Raw genomic sequence first — 14,671 nt, forward strand, 5'->3', positions numbered from 1 at the left:
TGTTATAATATTGTATATTTTTTTAGGAGGGCATAAAATTGATAAATATAAATGGATTAAAAATAAAAGTACCTATCATACAAGGGGGAATGGCTATAAAATGTTCTATGGCAAAACTTGCTTCATCAGTTGCCAATGAAGGAGGAATAGGAATAATAGCTGGTTCTGCTTTAAGTTTAGAGGAACTAAAAAAAGAGATTAGAAAAGCTAAATCTATGATTACAAATAAAGAAGGAGCTCTTGGAGTAAATATTATGTTTGCTATCTCATCTTTTGCTGAAACTGTAAAAGTGTGTATAGAAGAAAAAGTTGATATTATCACTTGTGGAGCTGGATTTTCAAGAGATATTTTTTCTATGATAAAAGATACTGGTATAAAATTATTTCCTATTGTTTCATCTTTAAAATTAGCAAAAATAGCTGAAAAATTAGGAGCTGATGCCATCGTTGTAGAGGGTGGAAATGCTGGAGGACATCTTGGAACTGATTTAGATTCTTGGGATATTGTTGAAGAAATCTCTAAAAACATATCTCTTCCTGTTTTTGGTGCTGGAGGAGTTATGACTCCTGAAGATGGAGAAAAAATGTTATCTTTAGGAGCTGCTGGTATTCAAATGGGAAGTAGATTTTTAGTTTCTGATGAGTGCGAAGTATCACAAGCTTTTAAAGAACTTTGTATAAATACAAAAAAACAGGATATTATAAAAATTATGAGTTCTGTTGGTCTACCTGCAAATGCTATAAAATCAAATTTTTCACTTAAATTACTAGATAATATATTTGATTCACCTAAAAATTGTACCAACTGTCTTAAACATTGTAGTAGAAAGTTTTGTGTCAGAGAAAAACTTCTAGCTGGACATAGTGGAGATTTAGAAAATGGATTATTTTTTGCTGGAAAAGATATTTGGAAAATAAATAAAATTTTATCTGTACACGAAATTTTTGAAAACTTTAAAAATATTTTCTAATTCTTAAAATATTTTTAAAAATTATTTGTTTTCTTAAATTTTTAAATAAAAAACTCTCTTTTATTAATAAATTATAATTCATTAATAATTAAGAGAGTTTTACCTAATAAAATTTTATTTTCTATTTAAATAATTTTAATTTTAATTTTTTTATATCTCTATATCTTCTATGAAGGTGAGCCCCAAAATAAGCTGTCAAAGGAATAGAAACCAATATTCCAACACTTCCAGCAAAAGATTTTAGAATCTCTACACCTATAAATTCATAGTTAAGAAGTCTTATAAAAGGCAGATTTTCTAAATTTTTATTGATTACTATCATTTCAAAAAGAGAACTTCCAATATATGCTAGTATCAAAGTATTAACCATAGTTCCTACCATATCTTTTCCTATATTTAAACCTGAATTATATATCTCTTTTGAACCTAGATGAGGGCTTTTTTCTCTTATCTCTGTCAGAGCTGAAGATATAGACATAGAAACATCCATAATAGCTCCCATACTTCCTAAAATTATTCCAGCAGGAACCAACTCTTTTACTTTTACACCACGTAATATTTCTATATAACTGATAGAATCCAAAGTTGGATAACCACTAAAGCTCATAATTTTTATAAGCCAATAAGATAGTATCCCTGAAAATATAGTTCCACCTACACTTCCAATTATAGCCACTACACCTTTATGGGTAAATCCTGCAACAAATAAAATTGTTATAATTGAGGAAAGCAAAGCTGTCACCACTGAAATTAAAATAGGGGAATATCCCTTTACTGTATAAGGTATAAAGAAATAAAATATCAAATATATTGTTATCCCTAAAGCTAGTAGAGATTTTGCCCCTCTTCTCTTAGCCAAAACCAAAGTTAATAGAGAAAATATAATCCCCATTCCTAAATAACTTCCTCTTCTATCTATATCTGTTATATAGTAGTTATCATCTTCATCTTCTCTATAAACAACAACTTTATTTCCTCTTTTTAAAGAAAGATTATAAGCCTCTTCTGTATAAATTGGAAATTCTATTGTATATATCTTATCCTTTACTTTTACCTTAAAAACTTCCACATCTTTTATCTCTTCTGAATCTGGTTGTATCTCAGTTTTTAATGAATTTTCTACATTACTCCCAACTTTCTCTATTATTTTTCCAACAACATATTCTTCTTTAGCAAAACTTATCATTGAAAATATTAAAAATAATCCCAATATAATTTTTTTCATATCAACTCCTCAAATACTATAGGTTAAGTTTCTCCTATATAAATATTAAATGACTGGAAAAAACCCAGTCATTTTAAAATTATTTTTTCTTTTCTTGAATCCAAGGAGAATCATTTCCCATTGAATAATTTTTTATGAATTCCTCTTTAAATTCTAAATATCTATCTTCTAATATAGCTTTTCTTGCATTCTTCATAAGATTTACTAAGAAATATAAATTATGATATGTTGTAAGTCTTTGTCCTAAAATTTCTCCAGCCTTTAAAAGATGTCTTATATAACCTCTTTTATAATTTCTACAAACATAGCAGTCGCAACCTTCATCTAAAGGTCTATCATCTTCAGCATAGATAGCATTTTTTATAACAAGTCTACCATATTTTGTAAATACAGTTCCGTGTCTTCCTATTCTTGTTGGATGAACACAGTCCATCATATCAATTCCGTGCTCAACAGCCTCTAACATATCTAGGGGCTCTCCAACACCCATTAAATATCTTGGTTTTCCTTCTGGGAAAAGTGGAGTTACATTTTTTAATATTCTGTACATATCTTCTTTCTTTTCTCCAACAGCTAGACCACCCATAGCATATCCTGAAAAATCTTCATCCATCTCTTTTAATTCATTTAAACTTTTCTCTCTTAAATCCTCATAGATTCCACCTTGAACAATTGCAAAAAGTCCTTGTTCTGTTGGTCTTTTATGATAAGTTACACATCTTTTTGCCCATCTAGTTGTTCTTTCGATAGATGGTATTAAATATTCTCTTGAAGACGCTCCTGGAGGGCATTCATCAAAAAGCATAACTATATCTGAACCTAAGTTATTTTGAATCTCTATTGATTTTTCTGGAGAAAGAAATCTTTTTGAACCATCTAAGTGAGAAGAAAAAGCTACTCCCTCTTCAGTTATTTTTCTTAAATGTCCCAAACTAAATACTTGGAAACCTCCACTATCTGTAAGAATTGGTCTGTCCCAATTACTAAATTCATGAAGTCCTCCAAATCTAGCTATAAGTTCATCAGAAGGTCTTAGATGAAGATGATATGTATTTCCTAATATTATCTCTGCTCCAAGTTCTAAAAGTTCTTCCTTTGTCATTCCTTTTACAGTTCCTTGTGTTCCAACTGGCATAAACACAGGTGTTTCTATTTTTCCATGAGGCGTTGTTATAACCCCAGCTCTAGCATTTCCTTGTTTTTTTACTAACTCGTAAGTTACTGGTAATTTTTTCATTTATCTACCTTTTACCTTTCTATATCTATCACATATTTTATCTTTTTAATATTTTCTATCAATAAACTATAATCTTTTTTATTAGATATTTCAACAGCTACTTTTATTTTTAAATATTTTTTTCCATTCTTAGAAATTGTACTTGAGTTTATATCTGTTAAAAAGATTTTATGATTTGCAATTAAGGATACAACTTCCATAACAAGACTTTTATTATCCTCGGCTATAATAGAAAATTTAAATTGATATTTATTTATTTTTTTATTTATAATATCTAAATCCCATTTTACACCAATCTGTCTTTCAGGCTCATTCTCTATCATATTTTGATAATTTTTACAATCTTTTCTATGGATAGCAATTCCTGTAAGTTTTGTTACATATCCACCAATCTCATCTCCTGGTAAAGGTGTACAACATTTTGCAAATCTTATAAGTGTATTATCAATTCCATCAACTATTATTCCATAATCATTTTTCTTTCTTGATGATTTTGTTGTTGGTGGAACAATTTTTTGAACCTCTGTTTTTTCTTTTATACTATCTTGATAATCTCTAAGTTTATCTACTATAATTTCTACCTTACTTCTTTTTTCTCCCATTATAAAATAGAAATCATCTAAAGTGGAAATATTATGTTTCTCCATATGTTTTTTTATCACTGGAGAATCTTCTAAATCTTTAAGAGTCATAGGAATAGTTAATCTTTCAATCTCTCTCTCTAGAGCCTCTTTTCCAAGTCTTATATTTTCTTCCCATTTTTTCTCTTTTAGCCATTTTCTTATTTTATTCTTTGCCCCTTGAGTAGCCACTATATCAAGCCAATCATTTCCAGGACCTTTGGCACTTTTAGAAGTGATTATTTCAACTCTGTCTCCACTTTTTAATTTATAATCAAGTGGAACTATATCTCCATTAACCTTGGCTCCAATACATTTACATCCAACCTCTGAGTGAATAGCAAAAGCAAAATCTATCGGTGTTGCTCCTTTTTTTAATTCTAATATATCCCCTCTAGGTGAAAAAGTAAATATTGTTTCCTCAATTATATCTCCTGTTATTGAAGTAACGAAATCCTTAGCACTATCAGCCTCTTTATTAAGCTCTATTATATCTCTAAGCCAAGAATAAACTTTATCTTTTTTTCCAACTTTTACTTTTTCTTTATAACTCCAGTGAGCTGCAACCCCTTCTTCAGCTATTTTATCCATTTCTTCAGTTCTTATTTGAATCTCAACAAATTTTCCTTCTGGACCAACAATTGTAGTATGGATTGATTGATAGTTATTTGATTTTGGCACAGCTATATAATCTTTAAATCTTCCTGGAACTGGACTAAATTTTTCATGTATTACTCCTAAGGTATGATAACAAGTTGTAACATCTTTTACTATTATCCTGATTCCCATTAAGTCATACAAATCATCATAGTTTCTATGTTTTTCATAAACTTTTCTATAAATACTATAAAAATGTTTAAATCTTCCTTTTATATTTCCACTTATGTGAGATTTTTCTAAAAGTTCTTTGATTATATTTTCTACACCTTTTACATAGTGATCTCTTTCTTCTTTTTTAGAGTTTACGAAATCCCTAACCTCTGCATACTTATCTGGATAAATATACATAAAACATAGATCTTCCAATTCAGATTTTATTTTTGCCATACCAAGTCTATGAGCAAGAGGTGCATAAATTGCTAAAGTTTCTTTTGATACTCTCAGTTGTTTTTCTTCAGGAACAAAATTTAGAGTTTTCATATTATGAAGTCTATCAGCCAATTTTATTATAATAACCCTTATATCTTTTGACATAGCAAGTATCATTTTTCTGATACTTTCATCTTGTTGCTTTGTACCATTTGGTAATTTTTTTAATTTTGTTACCCCATCTACAAGATTAGCAACAGATTTTCCAAAGTTATATTCTATGTCAGCAATAGTTATATAAGTGTCCTCTACTATGTCATGTAAGATACCTGCTATTATTGAATCAGTATCCATTCCCATATCAATGATAATCTTACTAACTTGAACTGGGTGTAAAATATAGTTATCTCCTGATTGTCTAAACTGACCAATATGAGCTTCTTCTGCAAATGAAAATGCTAATTTTATCTTCTCTATATCAACATCAAGATTTTTTCGTTTTATTTCTTCTAGAATCTCTTTTAAATAATCCATACTTCCCCTCTTTCTCAAAGAAAAATTAGTACTCCATCAATGACAGTACATCATATCCCTCGAATTTTTTTCTACTATCAAATTCCTCTTTTAATTCTATTAAAAAGCAGATTCCTACAACTTCTCCACCAAGTTCTTCTATTAATTTTATTACAGCTTGTGTAGTTCCACCAGTAGCTAATAAGTCATCTGCTATAACAACTTTCTGTCCTTTTTTTATTGCATCCTTATGTATCTCTAAAGTATTTTTTCCATACTCTAAGTCATAATCAACTGATATAACCTCTCTTGGTAATTTTCCAGGCTTTCTTACAGGTACAAAACTTATTCCTAAATTATAAGCCATTGGACTTCCAAAAATAAATCCTCTTGATTCTGGTCCAACTATTACATCAGCACCTTTTTTTCTAGCAAATTCTGAAAATTCATCTATTGCACTTTTAAATGCCTCTCCATTTTGGATAAAAGATGTAATATCTCTAAAAGTTACACCTTCAATAGGAAAATCCTTTATTGAAGTTATATAATCTTTATAATTTATTTTTTTCATTTTAATCTCCTTATTAAATTAATATATCTTTCTGACATTTTTCCTTCTGATGAAACAAATTTTAAACTCATTTTACTCTCTTTATATTTTTTTAGTTTGTATTCTATTTCACCTAAAAGAATATACAATTCATCATTGGTTCTTTCATTGACAATATATCTTTTTAACTCTTTTTCTAACTCAACAATATCTTTACAATTTTTTTCTTTTTTTCTAAAATACAAAGTCATTGCATCTAGATTATTATAATATTTTTCATAAATTTTATTAAAAACTTCTTGCAAGTCTTCATTATAATTATTTTCTTCTAAAAAATCCAAATAAGAGTTATAATATACCTCATCAAAAACATCTATATTATTCTCATTACTTTTCAAATAATCTCTAGCCTCTTTTAATTTTTTATTTTTTATTAAAAGATAACCTTTTAGTTTTTTAGATTCAGTATCCAATTCTCTTTCAGATAATTTATTTATATAATCCAATGAATTTGAATAATCTTTTTCTAAATAGTATGCATAGGCTAAATTTTTATTAATATCCATTTTATAGCTACTAATTTCCAAAGCTTTTTTATAATATTTTATCCCCTTTGAATAGTCCCCTAATTTAATATAGGTTTCTCCTAATTCCTGATATAAAATACTATCTTTTCCATTACTTTTTAAAGCCTCTTTATATAATTCCAAAGCCTGTGAATATTTACCTACTTTTTTTAGATTCATACCTTTCAAAATAAGATATTTTGAATCTATATTTTCAACCTCTCTATTTTCAACTGAAGTACAGCCAAAAATAAATAATAAGATAAAAATAAAAAAATTATTTTTCAATCTCTTCTTCATCTGAATCATATTGAACTCCTGGAGTGATAACTCCACCAGATACAATAAGTTTTATAGCGTCCTCTATACTCATATCCAACTCTGTAACCTCATCCTTAGGAACACAAATAAACATTCCTGAAGTTGGATTTGGTGATGTTGGTATAAATACATTGCAAAATTTTCTTCCGTGTAATTTTTCTAAAGTTTCATTTTCTTCAGCTGTTAAAAATCCAATACTATAAATCCCTTTTCTAGGATATTCAACTGCTACAACCTTTTTATAGCCTGCACTATTTTGTGAAGACACCAACTTCACTATTTGTTTCATCGCTGTATAAATATGTTTTATGATTGGTAGTTTACAAATAAGATTGTCCATTCCCTTTCTTATTTTTTTACCCACTATATTTTTTGTCACTAATCCTATAAAAATTATAGACAATACAATTAGTAATAAATAAATTCCATAAACTATATACACAACTTTTTCATTTTCGTGAAAGCCTGAATAATAAATAAATTTATTTATCAGTCTTACAAAAAATGAATTTTTAGTTAAAGAAATTATCAAATTTATAATCCAATTTAATATAAATATTGTTAAAAAAACAGGAAGTACCACTATAAGACCAGCATAAAAATGTTTTCTTATTCCTCTTGACATATCTCCTCTTCACTTTCCTTTTTAGTTAATAGAACTTTCGACACCCTTATTTTATCTATCTCTAAAACTTTTAACTCCACATTTTTTATATTTAAAATGTCCCCTACTTCTGCCATTTCATTTAACTCATTTAAAATAAGTCCACCTAGACTGTCATAGTCATCTGATTCTGGAAGATCTATATCTAGAGTTTTATTAAGCTCTTCAACATCTATCATTCCATCAACTTCATACATATTTTCTGATATTTGTTTTATTATTTCATTTTCATCAGAATCATATTCATCTTTAATATCTCCAAAGATTTCCTCTATGACATCTTCTATTGTAACTACCCCAACTGTTCCACCATATTCATCAACAGCTATTGCCATATGAATATGTTCCTTTTTAAAATCTTCCAAAATACTTAATACAGATTTTGTTTCTGGTATGAAAAAAGGTTTTCTTATAAAATCTTTTACAAAACATTCTACTTTTCCCTCTTTTACTGCCACCAACAAATCTTTTACATATAAAATACCAATTATATCATCTATTCCTTCATTATAAACTGGTATTCTTGAATAACCATATTCAATAACTTGATCTATTATTTCTCCTACTTTTTCATCTCCACTAACTGCATAAACAGAAGTTCTTGGAGTCATTATTTCTCTTGCTAGTGTATCTCCAAATGTTACTATTGATTCTATCATATTTTTTTCTTCGGCTTCTATTACCCCTTCAGCTTTTCCAACATTAACATATGAAATTATATCCTGCTCAGTTATTTTCATAACATTATCATTTATATCAATTCCTATAATTCTTCCTATTAATTTAGAAATAATTGTAAGTATAAAAATAAATGGCTTTGTTAACTTAGTCATTATATAAATAGGTAAAATTACTTTTTTAGATACCTCTGTTGAATGTGTTTTTGCTATTACCTTAGGAGTTATTTCTCCAAAAATTAGTATCACAACTGTCATTATTAAAGTTGATATTAAAACAGATTGATTTTGTGAATCCAATCCTTTTGAAGCTAAAAACTTTGTAATAAGAGCTGTGGCTAATGATGTGGCAAAAATATTAACTATATTATTTCCTAGTAACAATCCTGTTAATATTTCTGTTGGCTTTTTTAACCACTGTTTTAACAACTCACCCTTTTTAGGGCTTTTTTCAGATATCTCTTCTAAATGAATACTGCTAAATGCTGTTAAAGCTGTCTCTGCTGCTGAAAAAAATCCTGATAATAAAATTAAAATTACTAATAAAATCAAATCCCGATACGTGTCCAATTAATAATACACCTTCCCTTAAAATACTATTCAATTATAAAAAGTTTGTCGCCCTTTTGAACTATCTCTCCATTTTCTACTAAAACTTTTGAAACCTTTCCAGAAAAATTAGATGTTACATCATTCATCATTTTCATAGCTTCAATTATACAAATTGTATCCCCTTGATTTACTAAATCTCCCTCTTGAACGAAATAAGGTTCTCCTGGAGCTGGAGATCTATAAAATGTTCCAGCCATTGAAGCTACAACTATATTTCCTTTTATCTTTTCATCTTTTTTATCTGATGATACAGATTTAGTTTTTACTTGTGGTACAACAACATTTTGAGCAACTGCTCCCTCTACTACATTTCTATATTTTACTTCTTTCTTTAAAGTGATTTTCTCATCACCTTTTTCAAGAGTAATCTCATTTAAAGAGTTCTCATTCATTTTTTTTGCTAATTGCTCTATTAATTCTAAACTTATATTTTTCATCTTACCCTCACTTTTTTAGTTACTTCCTATTATTCTTAGTTCTTTAACTCCATCTATTTCACTTATTAATTCCAATACTCCCTCTACTTTTCTTAGAGTATTTTGAGTTGTTTGAACTGATATTGTAGCTCTTCCTATTCCATCAATTGAAATATTTTGAATGATAGTTAATATATTCATATCATGACTTGCTATAACATCAAGTATTCTTGCTAATATTCCTGGTTCATCTTTTAAAGCTAGATGGATACTAAATACTTTTTCTTGTCCACCTTCAAAGAAAGGTTTAATATAATCCTTATATTTATAGTAAGTACTTCTACTAAGTCCAACTTTTTTTATTGCCTCATATTTTGATAATTTTTCATTTTGTACTAAGTCATTTACTAAAAGAACATTTTTTATAGAGCTTGGTAGTATTCTTTTATCTACTATATAATACTCTTTTCTTTCAGAGTTTTGTGCCTCTTTTATCTTAGCCTCAATCCCCTTATCATCTTTTTTATTTTTTATTTTTTTTGTTTTTTTCTCACTTAAAACTTCTATATTTTCAGAATTTTTTTTAGGTCTTCCTGGTCTTGCCATTTATTCTTCTCCTCCTTTTTTATAAGCTTTTAAAGTATTTGTTAAAAGCATTGCTATTGTCATTGGTCCAACACCACCTGGAACTGGGGTAATATGTGATGCTTTTTTAGAAACATTTTCAAAATCAACATCTCCACATAATTTTCCATCAACTCTATTTATTCCTACATCTATAATAATAGCATTTTCTTTTACCATATTCTCTTTTAAAAATTTAGGTTGTCCTAAAGCTGCTATAATTATATCAGCTTTTTTTAAAATCTCATCTATATTTTTAGTTTTACTATTACAAATAGTTGTAGTAGCTCCTCTGTTTATAAGTAAAGACGAGATTGGTTTTCCCACTATATTACTTCTTCCAATAACAACTGCATTTGCTCCATATAACTCAAAATCTTTTATTGTATCTAGTAAATACATTATACCTTGAGGAGTACAAGGTATCATTCCATCTTCTTTTCCTAGAACAACTTTTCCAAGATTTTCTGGTTTAAATCCATCTACATCTTTATCTTCTCTTATTGCGTTACAAACTTCTTCCTCATCTAAATGTTTTGGTAAAGGAAGTTGAACTAAAATTCCATCTATATTTTCATCTTCATTTAGTTTTTGTATATTTTGTAAAAGTTCTTCTTGAGTAACATCTTCTGGTAAACTTATCTCTTTGTTACAAATCCCAACTTTATTACAAGCTTTTATTTTTGAATTTACATATACTTTTGATGCAGGATTTTCTCCAACTATTACAACTGCTAATCCTGGAGCTCTTTTTCCAGACTTAACCATTTTGTCTATCTCTATCTTTATTTTCTCCAGTATCTCTTCAGAACATTTTTTACCATCTAGTATACCCATTACAGCCTCTCCCTCTTTACTCAAACACATTTCCAATTTTTATAAAATTACCATTTAATAAATCTGCACCTGAAAGAACTTTTTTACTTTCTGGTTTTGCACTAGTTATTATTACAGAACCTCCATTTACTTTTACAATAGGTCCTTTTCCTTTTAATTTTCCTACAACCTCTCCATTTTGTCCCTCTTCATAAACTTTATCATATTTTTTTACTTGATAAACTTTTAAAGTTTTTCCTTCATCTTGTGTCCAAGCACAAGGTACAGGACTTAATCCTCTTACAAAGTTAAATATCTCTTCAGCACTTTTATTCCAATCTATTTTCAAATCCTCTTTTCTGAAAGGTTTTACGAAGGTAGCTAAGCTATCATCTTGAACTATACTTTCATTTTCTCCTTTTTCCATAAGAGTTACTGCCTCTATTAGAGCCTCAGCTCCTAATTCTTTTAATCTATCATGAAGAGTTTCAAAATTATCCTCTTCTGTTATCTCTGTTTCTCTAGTTAAAATTATATTTCCTGTATCTAACCCTTCAGCTACATACATAATTGTTACTCCTGTTTTTTTATCTCCAGCCATAAGTGCTGCATTTATAGGAGCTGCTCCTCTAAATCTTGGTAAAAGAGATGAGTGAACATTTATTATTCCATACTTAGGTATATCTATAATACTTTTTGGAATAATTTTTCCATAAGCTACTACAACTATTAAGTCTGGATTTAATTTTTTAATCTCATCAACTATCTCATCATTTTTTAATGTTGTAGGTTGATAGATAGGGATATTTTTATCAATAGCATACTGTTTTACAGGTAAGTATTCTATTTTATTCCCTCTCTTATTCACCTTATCAATTTTTGTAAAAACTCCAATTATTTCGTGATTTTTATCCAAAATTTCTAAACTTGGCACAGCAAAATCTGGAGTTCCCATAAATAATATTCTCATATTTTTTTAATTCTCCTTACTTTTCACTTTTAATATTTTCTACTATTTCTATAAAATCCTTTATATTATTAAACTCTTTATAAACTGATACAAATCTAACATAGGCTACTTCATCTAGTTCTTTTAATTCTTTCATAACTAATTCACCTACATATTTTGTACTAATCTCACTCTCTAAAGAATTTTGTAGCTTTCTTTCTATTTTTAATACAAACTCTTCTATCTCATCTCTACTTATATTTCTTTTACTTGTAGCAATAGTTAGACCTCTTATTATCTTATTTCTATCAAATCTTTCTCTGCTATTATCTTTTTTTATTACATATAAGGCTCTTTCTTCTATTTTTTCATAAGTTGTAAATCTTTTTTTACAACTTAAACATTCTCTTCTTCTCTTTATTGAGTTTCCATTAACAAACTCTCTACTATCAACTACCTTTGTATCACTACTATTACAAAATGGACATCTCATATTTTTCTTCTCCTTTTTTAACCATTTTCTTCTTCGTCTATACAATCTATTATTTCTTTTGGAGTTTTTGCATTTAATAATTTATTTCTGAAATTTTCACTTCTTATAAGTCTTGATATTCTTGCTAAAACTTTTAAATAAACTTGTGTATCTTTTACTGGAGAAGCGAAAACAAAAAATATTCTAACTCCTTCTCCGTCCATAGAATCAAAATCTATTTTATCCTTACTGATTCCAAAAGCGATTGTCAACTTTTCTGCATATTCTGTTTTAGCGTGAGGTATTGCTATCCCTCTTCCTATCCCAGTACTTCCTATTTCTTCTCTTTCTAGTAGGGCTTTTTTGATGGTATCTTTACAGTTTAAAGATGGTGATTTAGATATTAGACTAGCTAGTTCATCTAATACAGCCTCTTTTGTCTTTCCTTTTAATTGAAGATTTATTAAATCTTCCGTCATATAGTCTGTTATCTTAACTATATTATTCCCCATTTTACTCTGCCTCCCAGATATATTTTTTTAAATTTAAATTTCCTTCTAAATGATAATTAAAATATCTTTCAAATATCCCTATTACAAAAAAAATATCTTTTCTTGATATATTTTCTTCTAATAGCTCCCTAACTTTTTTCAAATAGATTTTTCTTATAATTTTCTCTTGAACCAAATTTAATAAAATAGAATTTTCATATTTTTTTTCACTTATACAAGAGTTTTCTATTGAAAAATAATTTCCATTTTCCAATACAAAATTTACCCCTTGCTCTACTAAGATCTTATAAAAGAAAAATAATAATAAAATCCAATTTTTATTATTATCCTCCTCTTTATCTAAATATCTAAAACTTTTTAATGCCAAATCACAAATCCTACTGTTTCTTTCTCCAAAATTCAAGCTTTCATTTAATATAGAACACATGTAAAGTCCTATGCTTATTTTATCTATATCTTTTTTTATATTTTCAAAAACTTCTAAAGAGTCAACTGTGTTTGCTATAAAGTTTTCCCCTTTTTTATAAGCTACAAATTTTGAATAACTAAAAACATCAGATGAAGTTTTATCTCTTTTTTTACTCTTATTTATCCCTTTGATTATTATACTATGTTTACCTAAACTTGTAGTTACTACTGTCAATAATCTATCAGATTCATTAATATCCTTTTTCTTTATAATCAGACCTTCTAACTTTATAATTTCGGTCATTTAATTTCGAACTCACTTCCAGGTATTTTTTCATTTACTTTTATTTTTGAAAGTTTTAATTCTGCTAAAAGGATATTATCTTCATAAATTTTAAGATAAGTTGGCAATCTGTACCCATCAATATTTTCCATTTTTAAAATTTCAAAAGTTAAATTTTTCTTGCTAACTCTAAAACTTTTTTCATTGTCATAAACTTTTCTAAAAGAACTATTTTTCTTATAATTTTCTTGGAAAAATCTTATTGTCTCAACTATAAAGTTTTCCTCTTGAGAGTTTTCTTCTCTTGTTATTTGATCAAATATTGGAAGATAAACTATCTTAGTACTATCTTTATATATGAAAATCTCTCCTCTATGGCTTTTTGGCTCAACCATAACTTTTTTTAAAGTTTTAGGTAGCAAATAAATTAAATCATAAGATTTCTCATTTGATTTTTTGTTTACATATGTTTTTTCATTTACAAACATTTTAAGGGTATCTATCAGAGTTATATTTTTATTCTCACTAAAACTTACTATTGATATTAAAAAATACATAAAAGTAAAAATTTTTTTCATTATTTTTCTCCTAATTCATTTTATTTTTTCTACACTCTTTACTAAATTTTAGTACAATATTTCCATTATGCCTGATATACAATTATATTATATTTCAATAGATTTGTAAAGATTATTGTTATTTTTTTTGATACTATTTCATTGAAAAATATTATTTATTTTTTTATTTTAGTACTCTCTCTTTATCGTTATTTTCCTTTATTTTTTATAAGTTTTTGTAATAATTTTATTATATTTATTTTATTTTTTTACATTTTACTTTCAATTTTTATTTCAATCTTTTTTCTAATCTTAATCTTTCATTGACAAAATAAAATATAAGTGTTATTCTATTATTTGTGATTTTTTATTTTTCACACATTTTTTTACTTAGGAGGACATATTTTATGAAACATTTTATTTTTTTATTCACCATTTTTTTTACGTTAAACCACTTTACCTTTTGTGGTTCGTCCAACTTATCAATACCGATTTTTTCAAAAAAGCAAAACGCCAAAATAAATTCTCGAATTGATTCGTTTATAGGAAAATTTAAAAATTTTATGGGAATTACTGACCCAGATACCTTAATTCGAAGAAATTCCAATTATATTAAAGACCATAAAAAATTAATTGATAGTAATAAAAA

General features: G+C 27.4%; 17 protein-coding genes. 2 read left to right on the forward strand and 15 right to left on the reverse strand.

Annotated features, from left to right (window positions below; all coding sequences use genetic code 11):
- Positions 1–38 precede the first annotated feature (38 nt).
- Positions 39–971, forward strand: a complete 933-nt coding sequence (locus tag Q1J48_RS05275; RefSeq protein WP_300361736.1) for an NAD(P)H-dependent flavin oxidoreductase — start codon at positions 39–41, stop codon at positions 969–971.
- A 121-nt stretch (positions 972–1,092) separates the two neighbouring features.
- On the opposite strand, the gene Q1J48_RS05280 is transcribed toward Q1J48_RS05275, so the two are convergent.
- The 15 genes from Q1J48_RS05280 to Q1J48_RS05350 all read right to left on the reverse strand — a co-directional run bounded on the left by Q1J48_RS05280 (position 1,093) and on the right by Q1J48_RS05350 (position 14,043).
- Positions 1,093–2,196: a YibE/F family protein gene (locus Q1J48_RS05280; protein WP_300328981.1), complete on the reverse strand. Its 1,104-nt coding sequence runs from the start codon at positions 2,194–2,196 to the stop codon at positions 1,093–1,095.
- 79 nt (positions 2,197–2,275) lie between these two features.
- Positions 2,276–3,433, reverse strand: a complete 1,158-nt coding sequence (gene tgt, locus Q1J48_RS05285) for a tRNA guanosine(34) transglycosylase Tgt (protein WP_300328984.1) — start codon at positions 3,431–3,433, stop codon at positions 2,276–2,278.
- Between the two features lie 11 nt (positions 3,434–3,444).
- Positions 3,445–5,616 carry a RelA/SpoT family protein gene (locus tag Q1J48_RS05290; RefSeq protein WP_300328988.1) on the reverse strand — a complete coding sequence of 724 codons (2,172 nt, stop codon included), beginning with the start codon at positions 5,614–5,616 and terminating at the stop codon, positions 3,445–3,447.
- Positions 5,617–5,641: 25 nt separating this feature from the next.
- Positions 5,642–6,157 carry an adenine phosphoribosyltransferase gene (locus tag Q1J48_RS05295; RefSeq protein WP_300361755.1) on the reverse strand — a complete coding sequence of 172 codons (516 nt, stop codon included), beginning with the start codon at positions 6,155–6,157 and terminating at the stop codon, positions 5,642–5,644.
- Positions 6,158–6,162: 5 nt separating this feature from the next.
- Complete coding sequence (locus Q1J48_RS05300; protein WP_300361739.1) at positions 6,163–7,011, reverse strand: tetratricopeptide repeat protein; 849 nt, start codon at positions 7,009–7,011, stop codon at positions 6,163–6,165.
- Positions 6,989–7,657, reverse strand: a complete 669-nt coding sequence (locus tag Q1J48_RS05305) for a DUF502 domain-containing protein (protein WP_300328994.1) — start codon at positions 7,655–7,657, stop codon at positions 6,989–6,991. Before Q1J48_RS05305 ends, Q1J48_RS05300 begins: the two co-directional genes overlap by 23 nt.
- Positions 7,642–8,943, reverse strand: a complete 1,302-nt coding sequence (locus Q1J48_RS05310) for a hemolysin family protein (RefSeq protein WP_300328997.1) — start codon at positions 8,941–8,943, stop codon at positions 7,642–7,644. Before Q1J48_RS05310 ends, Q1J48_RS05305 begins: the two co-directional genes overlap by 16 nt.
- A gap of 26 nt (positions 8,944–8,969) precedes the next feature.
- A complete protein-coding gene (gene accB / locus Q1J48_RS05315; RefSeq protein WP_300329000.1) occupies positions 8,970–9,422 on the reverse strand; it encodes an acetyl-CoA carboxylase biotin carboxyl carrier protein in 453 nt (150 codons plus the stop codon).
- Positions 9,423–9,437: 15 nt separating this feature from the next.
- Positions 9,438–9,908 (reverse strand): ACT domain-containing protein, encoded by a 471-nt coding sequence (locus Q1J48_RS05320; RefSeq protein WP_300329110.1) that lies wholly within the window; start codon positions 9,906–9,908, stop codon positions 9,438–9,440.
- 99 nt (positions 9,909–10,007) lie between these two features.
- On the reverse strand, positions 10,008–10,862 hold the full coding sequence (gene folD, locus Q1J48_RS05325; protein WP_300329113.1) for a bifunctional methylenetetrahydrofolate dehydrogenase/methenyltetrahydrofolate cyclohydrolase FolD: 855 nt from the start codon (positions 10,860–10,862) through the stop codon (positions 10,008–10,010).
- A gap of 16 nt (positions 10,863–10,878) precedes the next feature.
- Positions 10,879–11,811, reverse strand: a complete 933-nt coding sequence (gene fmt, locus Q1J48_RS05330) for a methionyl-tRNA formyltransferase (protein WP_300361742.1) — start codon at positions 11,809–11,811, stop codon at positions 10,879–10,881.
- A gap of 16 nt (positions 11,812–11,827) precedes the next feature.
- Entirely contained in the window at positions 11,828–12,283 is a 456-nt protein-coding gene (gene nrdR, locus Q1J48_RS05335) for a transcriptional regulator NrdR (protein WP_300361745.1), read from the reverse strand.
- Positions 12,284–12,300: 17 nt separating this feature from the next.
- On the reverse strand, positions 12,301–12,774 hold the full coding sequence (locus tag Q1J48_RS05340; RefSeq protein ID WP_300329009.1) for a PTS sugar transporter subunit IIA: 474 nt from the start codon (positions 12,772–12,774) through the stop codon (positions 12,301–12,303).
- A gap of 1 nt (position 12,775) precedes the next feature.
- Positions 12,776–13,486, reverse strand: a complete 711-nt coding sequence (gene recO, locus Q1J48_RS05345) for a DNA repair protein RecO (protein ID WP_300361748.1) — start codon at positions 13,484–13,486, stop codon at positions 12,776–12,778.
- Entirely contained in the window at positions 13,483–14,043 is a 561-nt protein-coding gene (locus tag Q1J48_RS05350) for a hypothetical protein (RefSeq protein ID WP_300361751.1), read from the reverse strand. Before Q1J48_RS05350 ends, recO begins: the two co-directional genes overlap by 4 nt.
- 386 nt (positions 14,044–14,429) lie before the next feature.
- On the opposite strand from Q1J48_RS05350, the gene Q1J48_RS05355 reads away from it, so the two are divergent.
- Positions 14,430–14,671: hypothetical protein (locus tag Q1J48_RS05355; RefSeq protein ID WP_300361753.1), on the forward strand; the 242-nt coding region annotated here is incomplete at its 3' end.

This window comes from Fusobacterium sp., assembly GCF_029258315.1.
Lineage (GTDB): Bacteria > Fusobacteriota > Fusobacteriia > Fusobacteriales > Fusobacteriaceae > Fusobacterium_B.

Bases quoted from the DNA above. Each gene is read 5' to 3' on its own strand.
- Q1J48_RS05280 (WP_300328981.1), bottom strand. From the start codon at position 2,196: ATGAAAAAAATTATATTGGGATTATTTTTAATATTTTCAATGATAAGT.
- Q1J48_RS05350 (WP_300361751.1), bottom strand. From the start codon at position 14,043: ATGAAAAAAATTTTTACTTTTATGTATTTTTTAATATCAATAGTAAGT.
- fmt (WP_300361742.1), bottom strand. From the start codon at position 11,811: ATGAGAATATTATTTATGGGAACTCCAGATTTTGCTGTGCCAAGTTTA.
- recO (WP_300361748.1), bottom strand. From the start codon at position 13,486: ATGACCGAAATTATAAAGTTAGAAGGTCTGATTATAAAGAAAAAGGAT.
- accB (WP_300329000.1), bottom strand. From the start codon at position 9,422: ATGAAAAATATAAGTTTAGAATTAATAGAGCAATTAGCAAAAAAAATG.
- Q1J48_RS05300 (WP_300361739.1), bottom strand. From the start codon at position 7,011: ATGAAGAAGAGATTGAAAAATAATTTTTTTATTTTTATCTTATTATTT.
- Q1J48_RS05290 (WP_300328988.1), bottom strand. From the start codon at position 5,616: ATGGATTATTTAAAAGAGATTCTAGAAGAAATAAAACGAAAAAATCTT.
- folD (WP_300329113.1), bottom strand. From the start codon at position 10,862: ATGGGTATACTAGATGGTAAAAAATGTTCTGAAGAGATACTGGAGAAA.
- Q1J48_RS05305 (WP_300328994.1), bottom strand. From the start codon at position 7,657: ATGTCAAGAGGAATAAGAAAACATTTTTATGCTGGTCTTATAGTGGTA.
- nrdR (WP_300361745.1), bottom strand. From the start codon at position 12,283: ATGAGATGTCCATTTTGTAATAGTAGTGATACAAAGGTAGTTGATAGT.
- tgt (WP_300328984.1), bottom strand. From the start codon at position 3,433: ATGAAAAAATTACCAGTAACTTACGAGTTAGTAAAAAAACAAGGAAAT.
- Q1J48_RS05340 (WP_300329009.1), bottom strand. From the start codon at position 12,774: ATGGGGAATAATATAGTTAAGATAACAGACTATATGACGGAAGATTTA.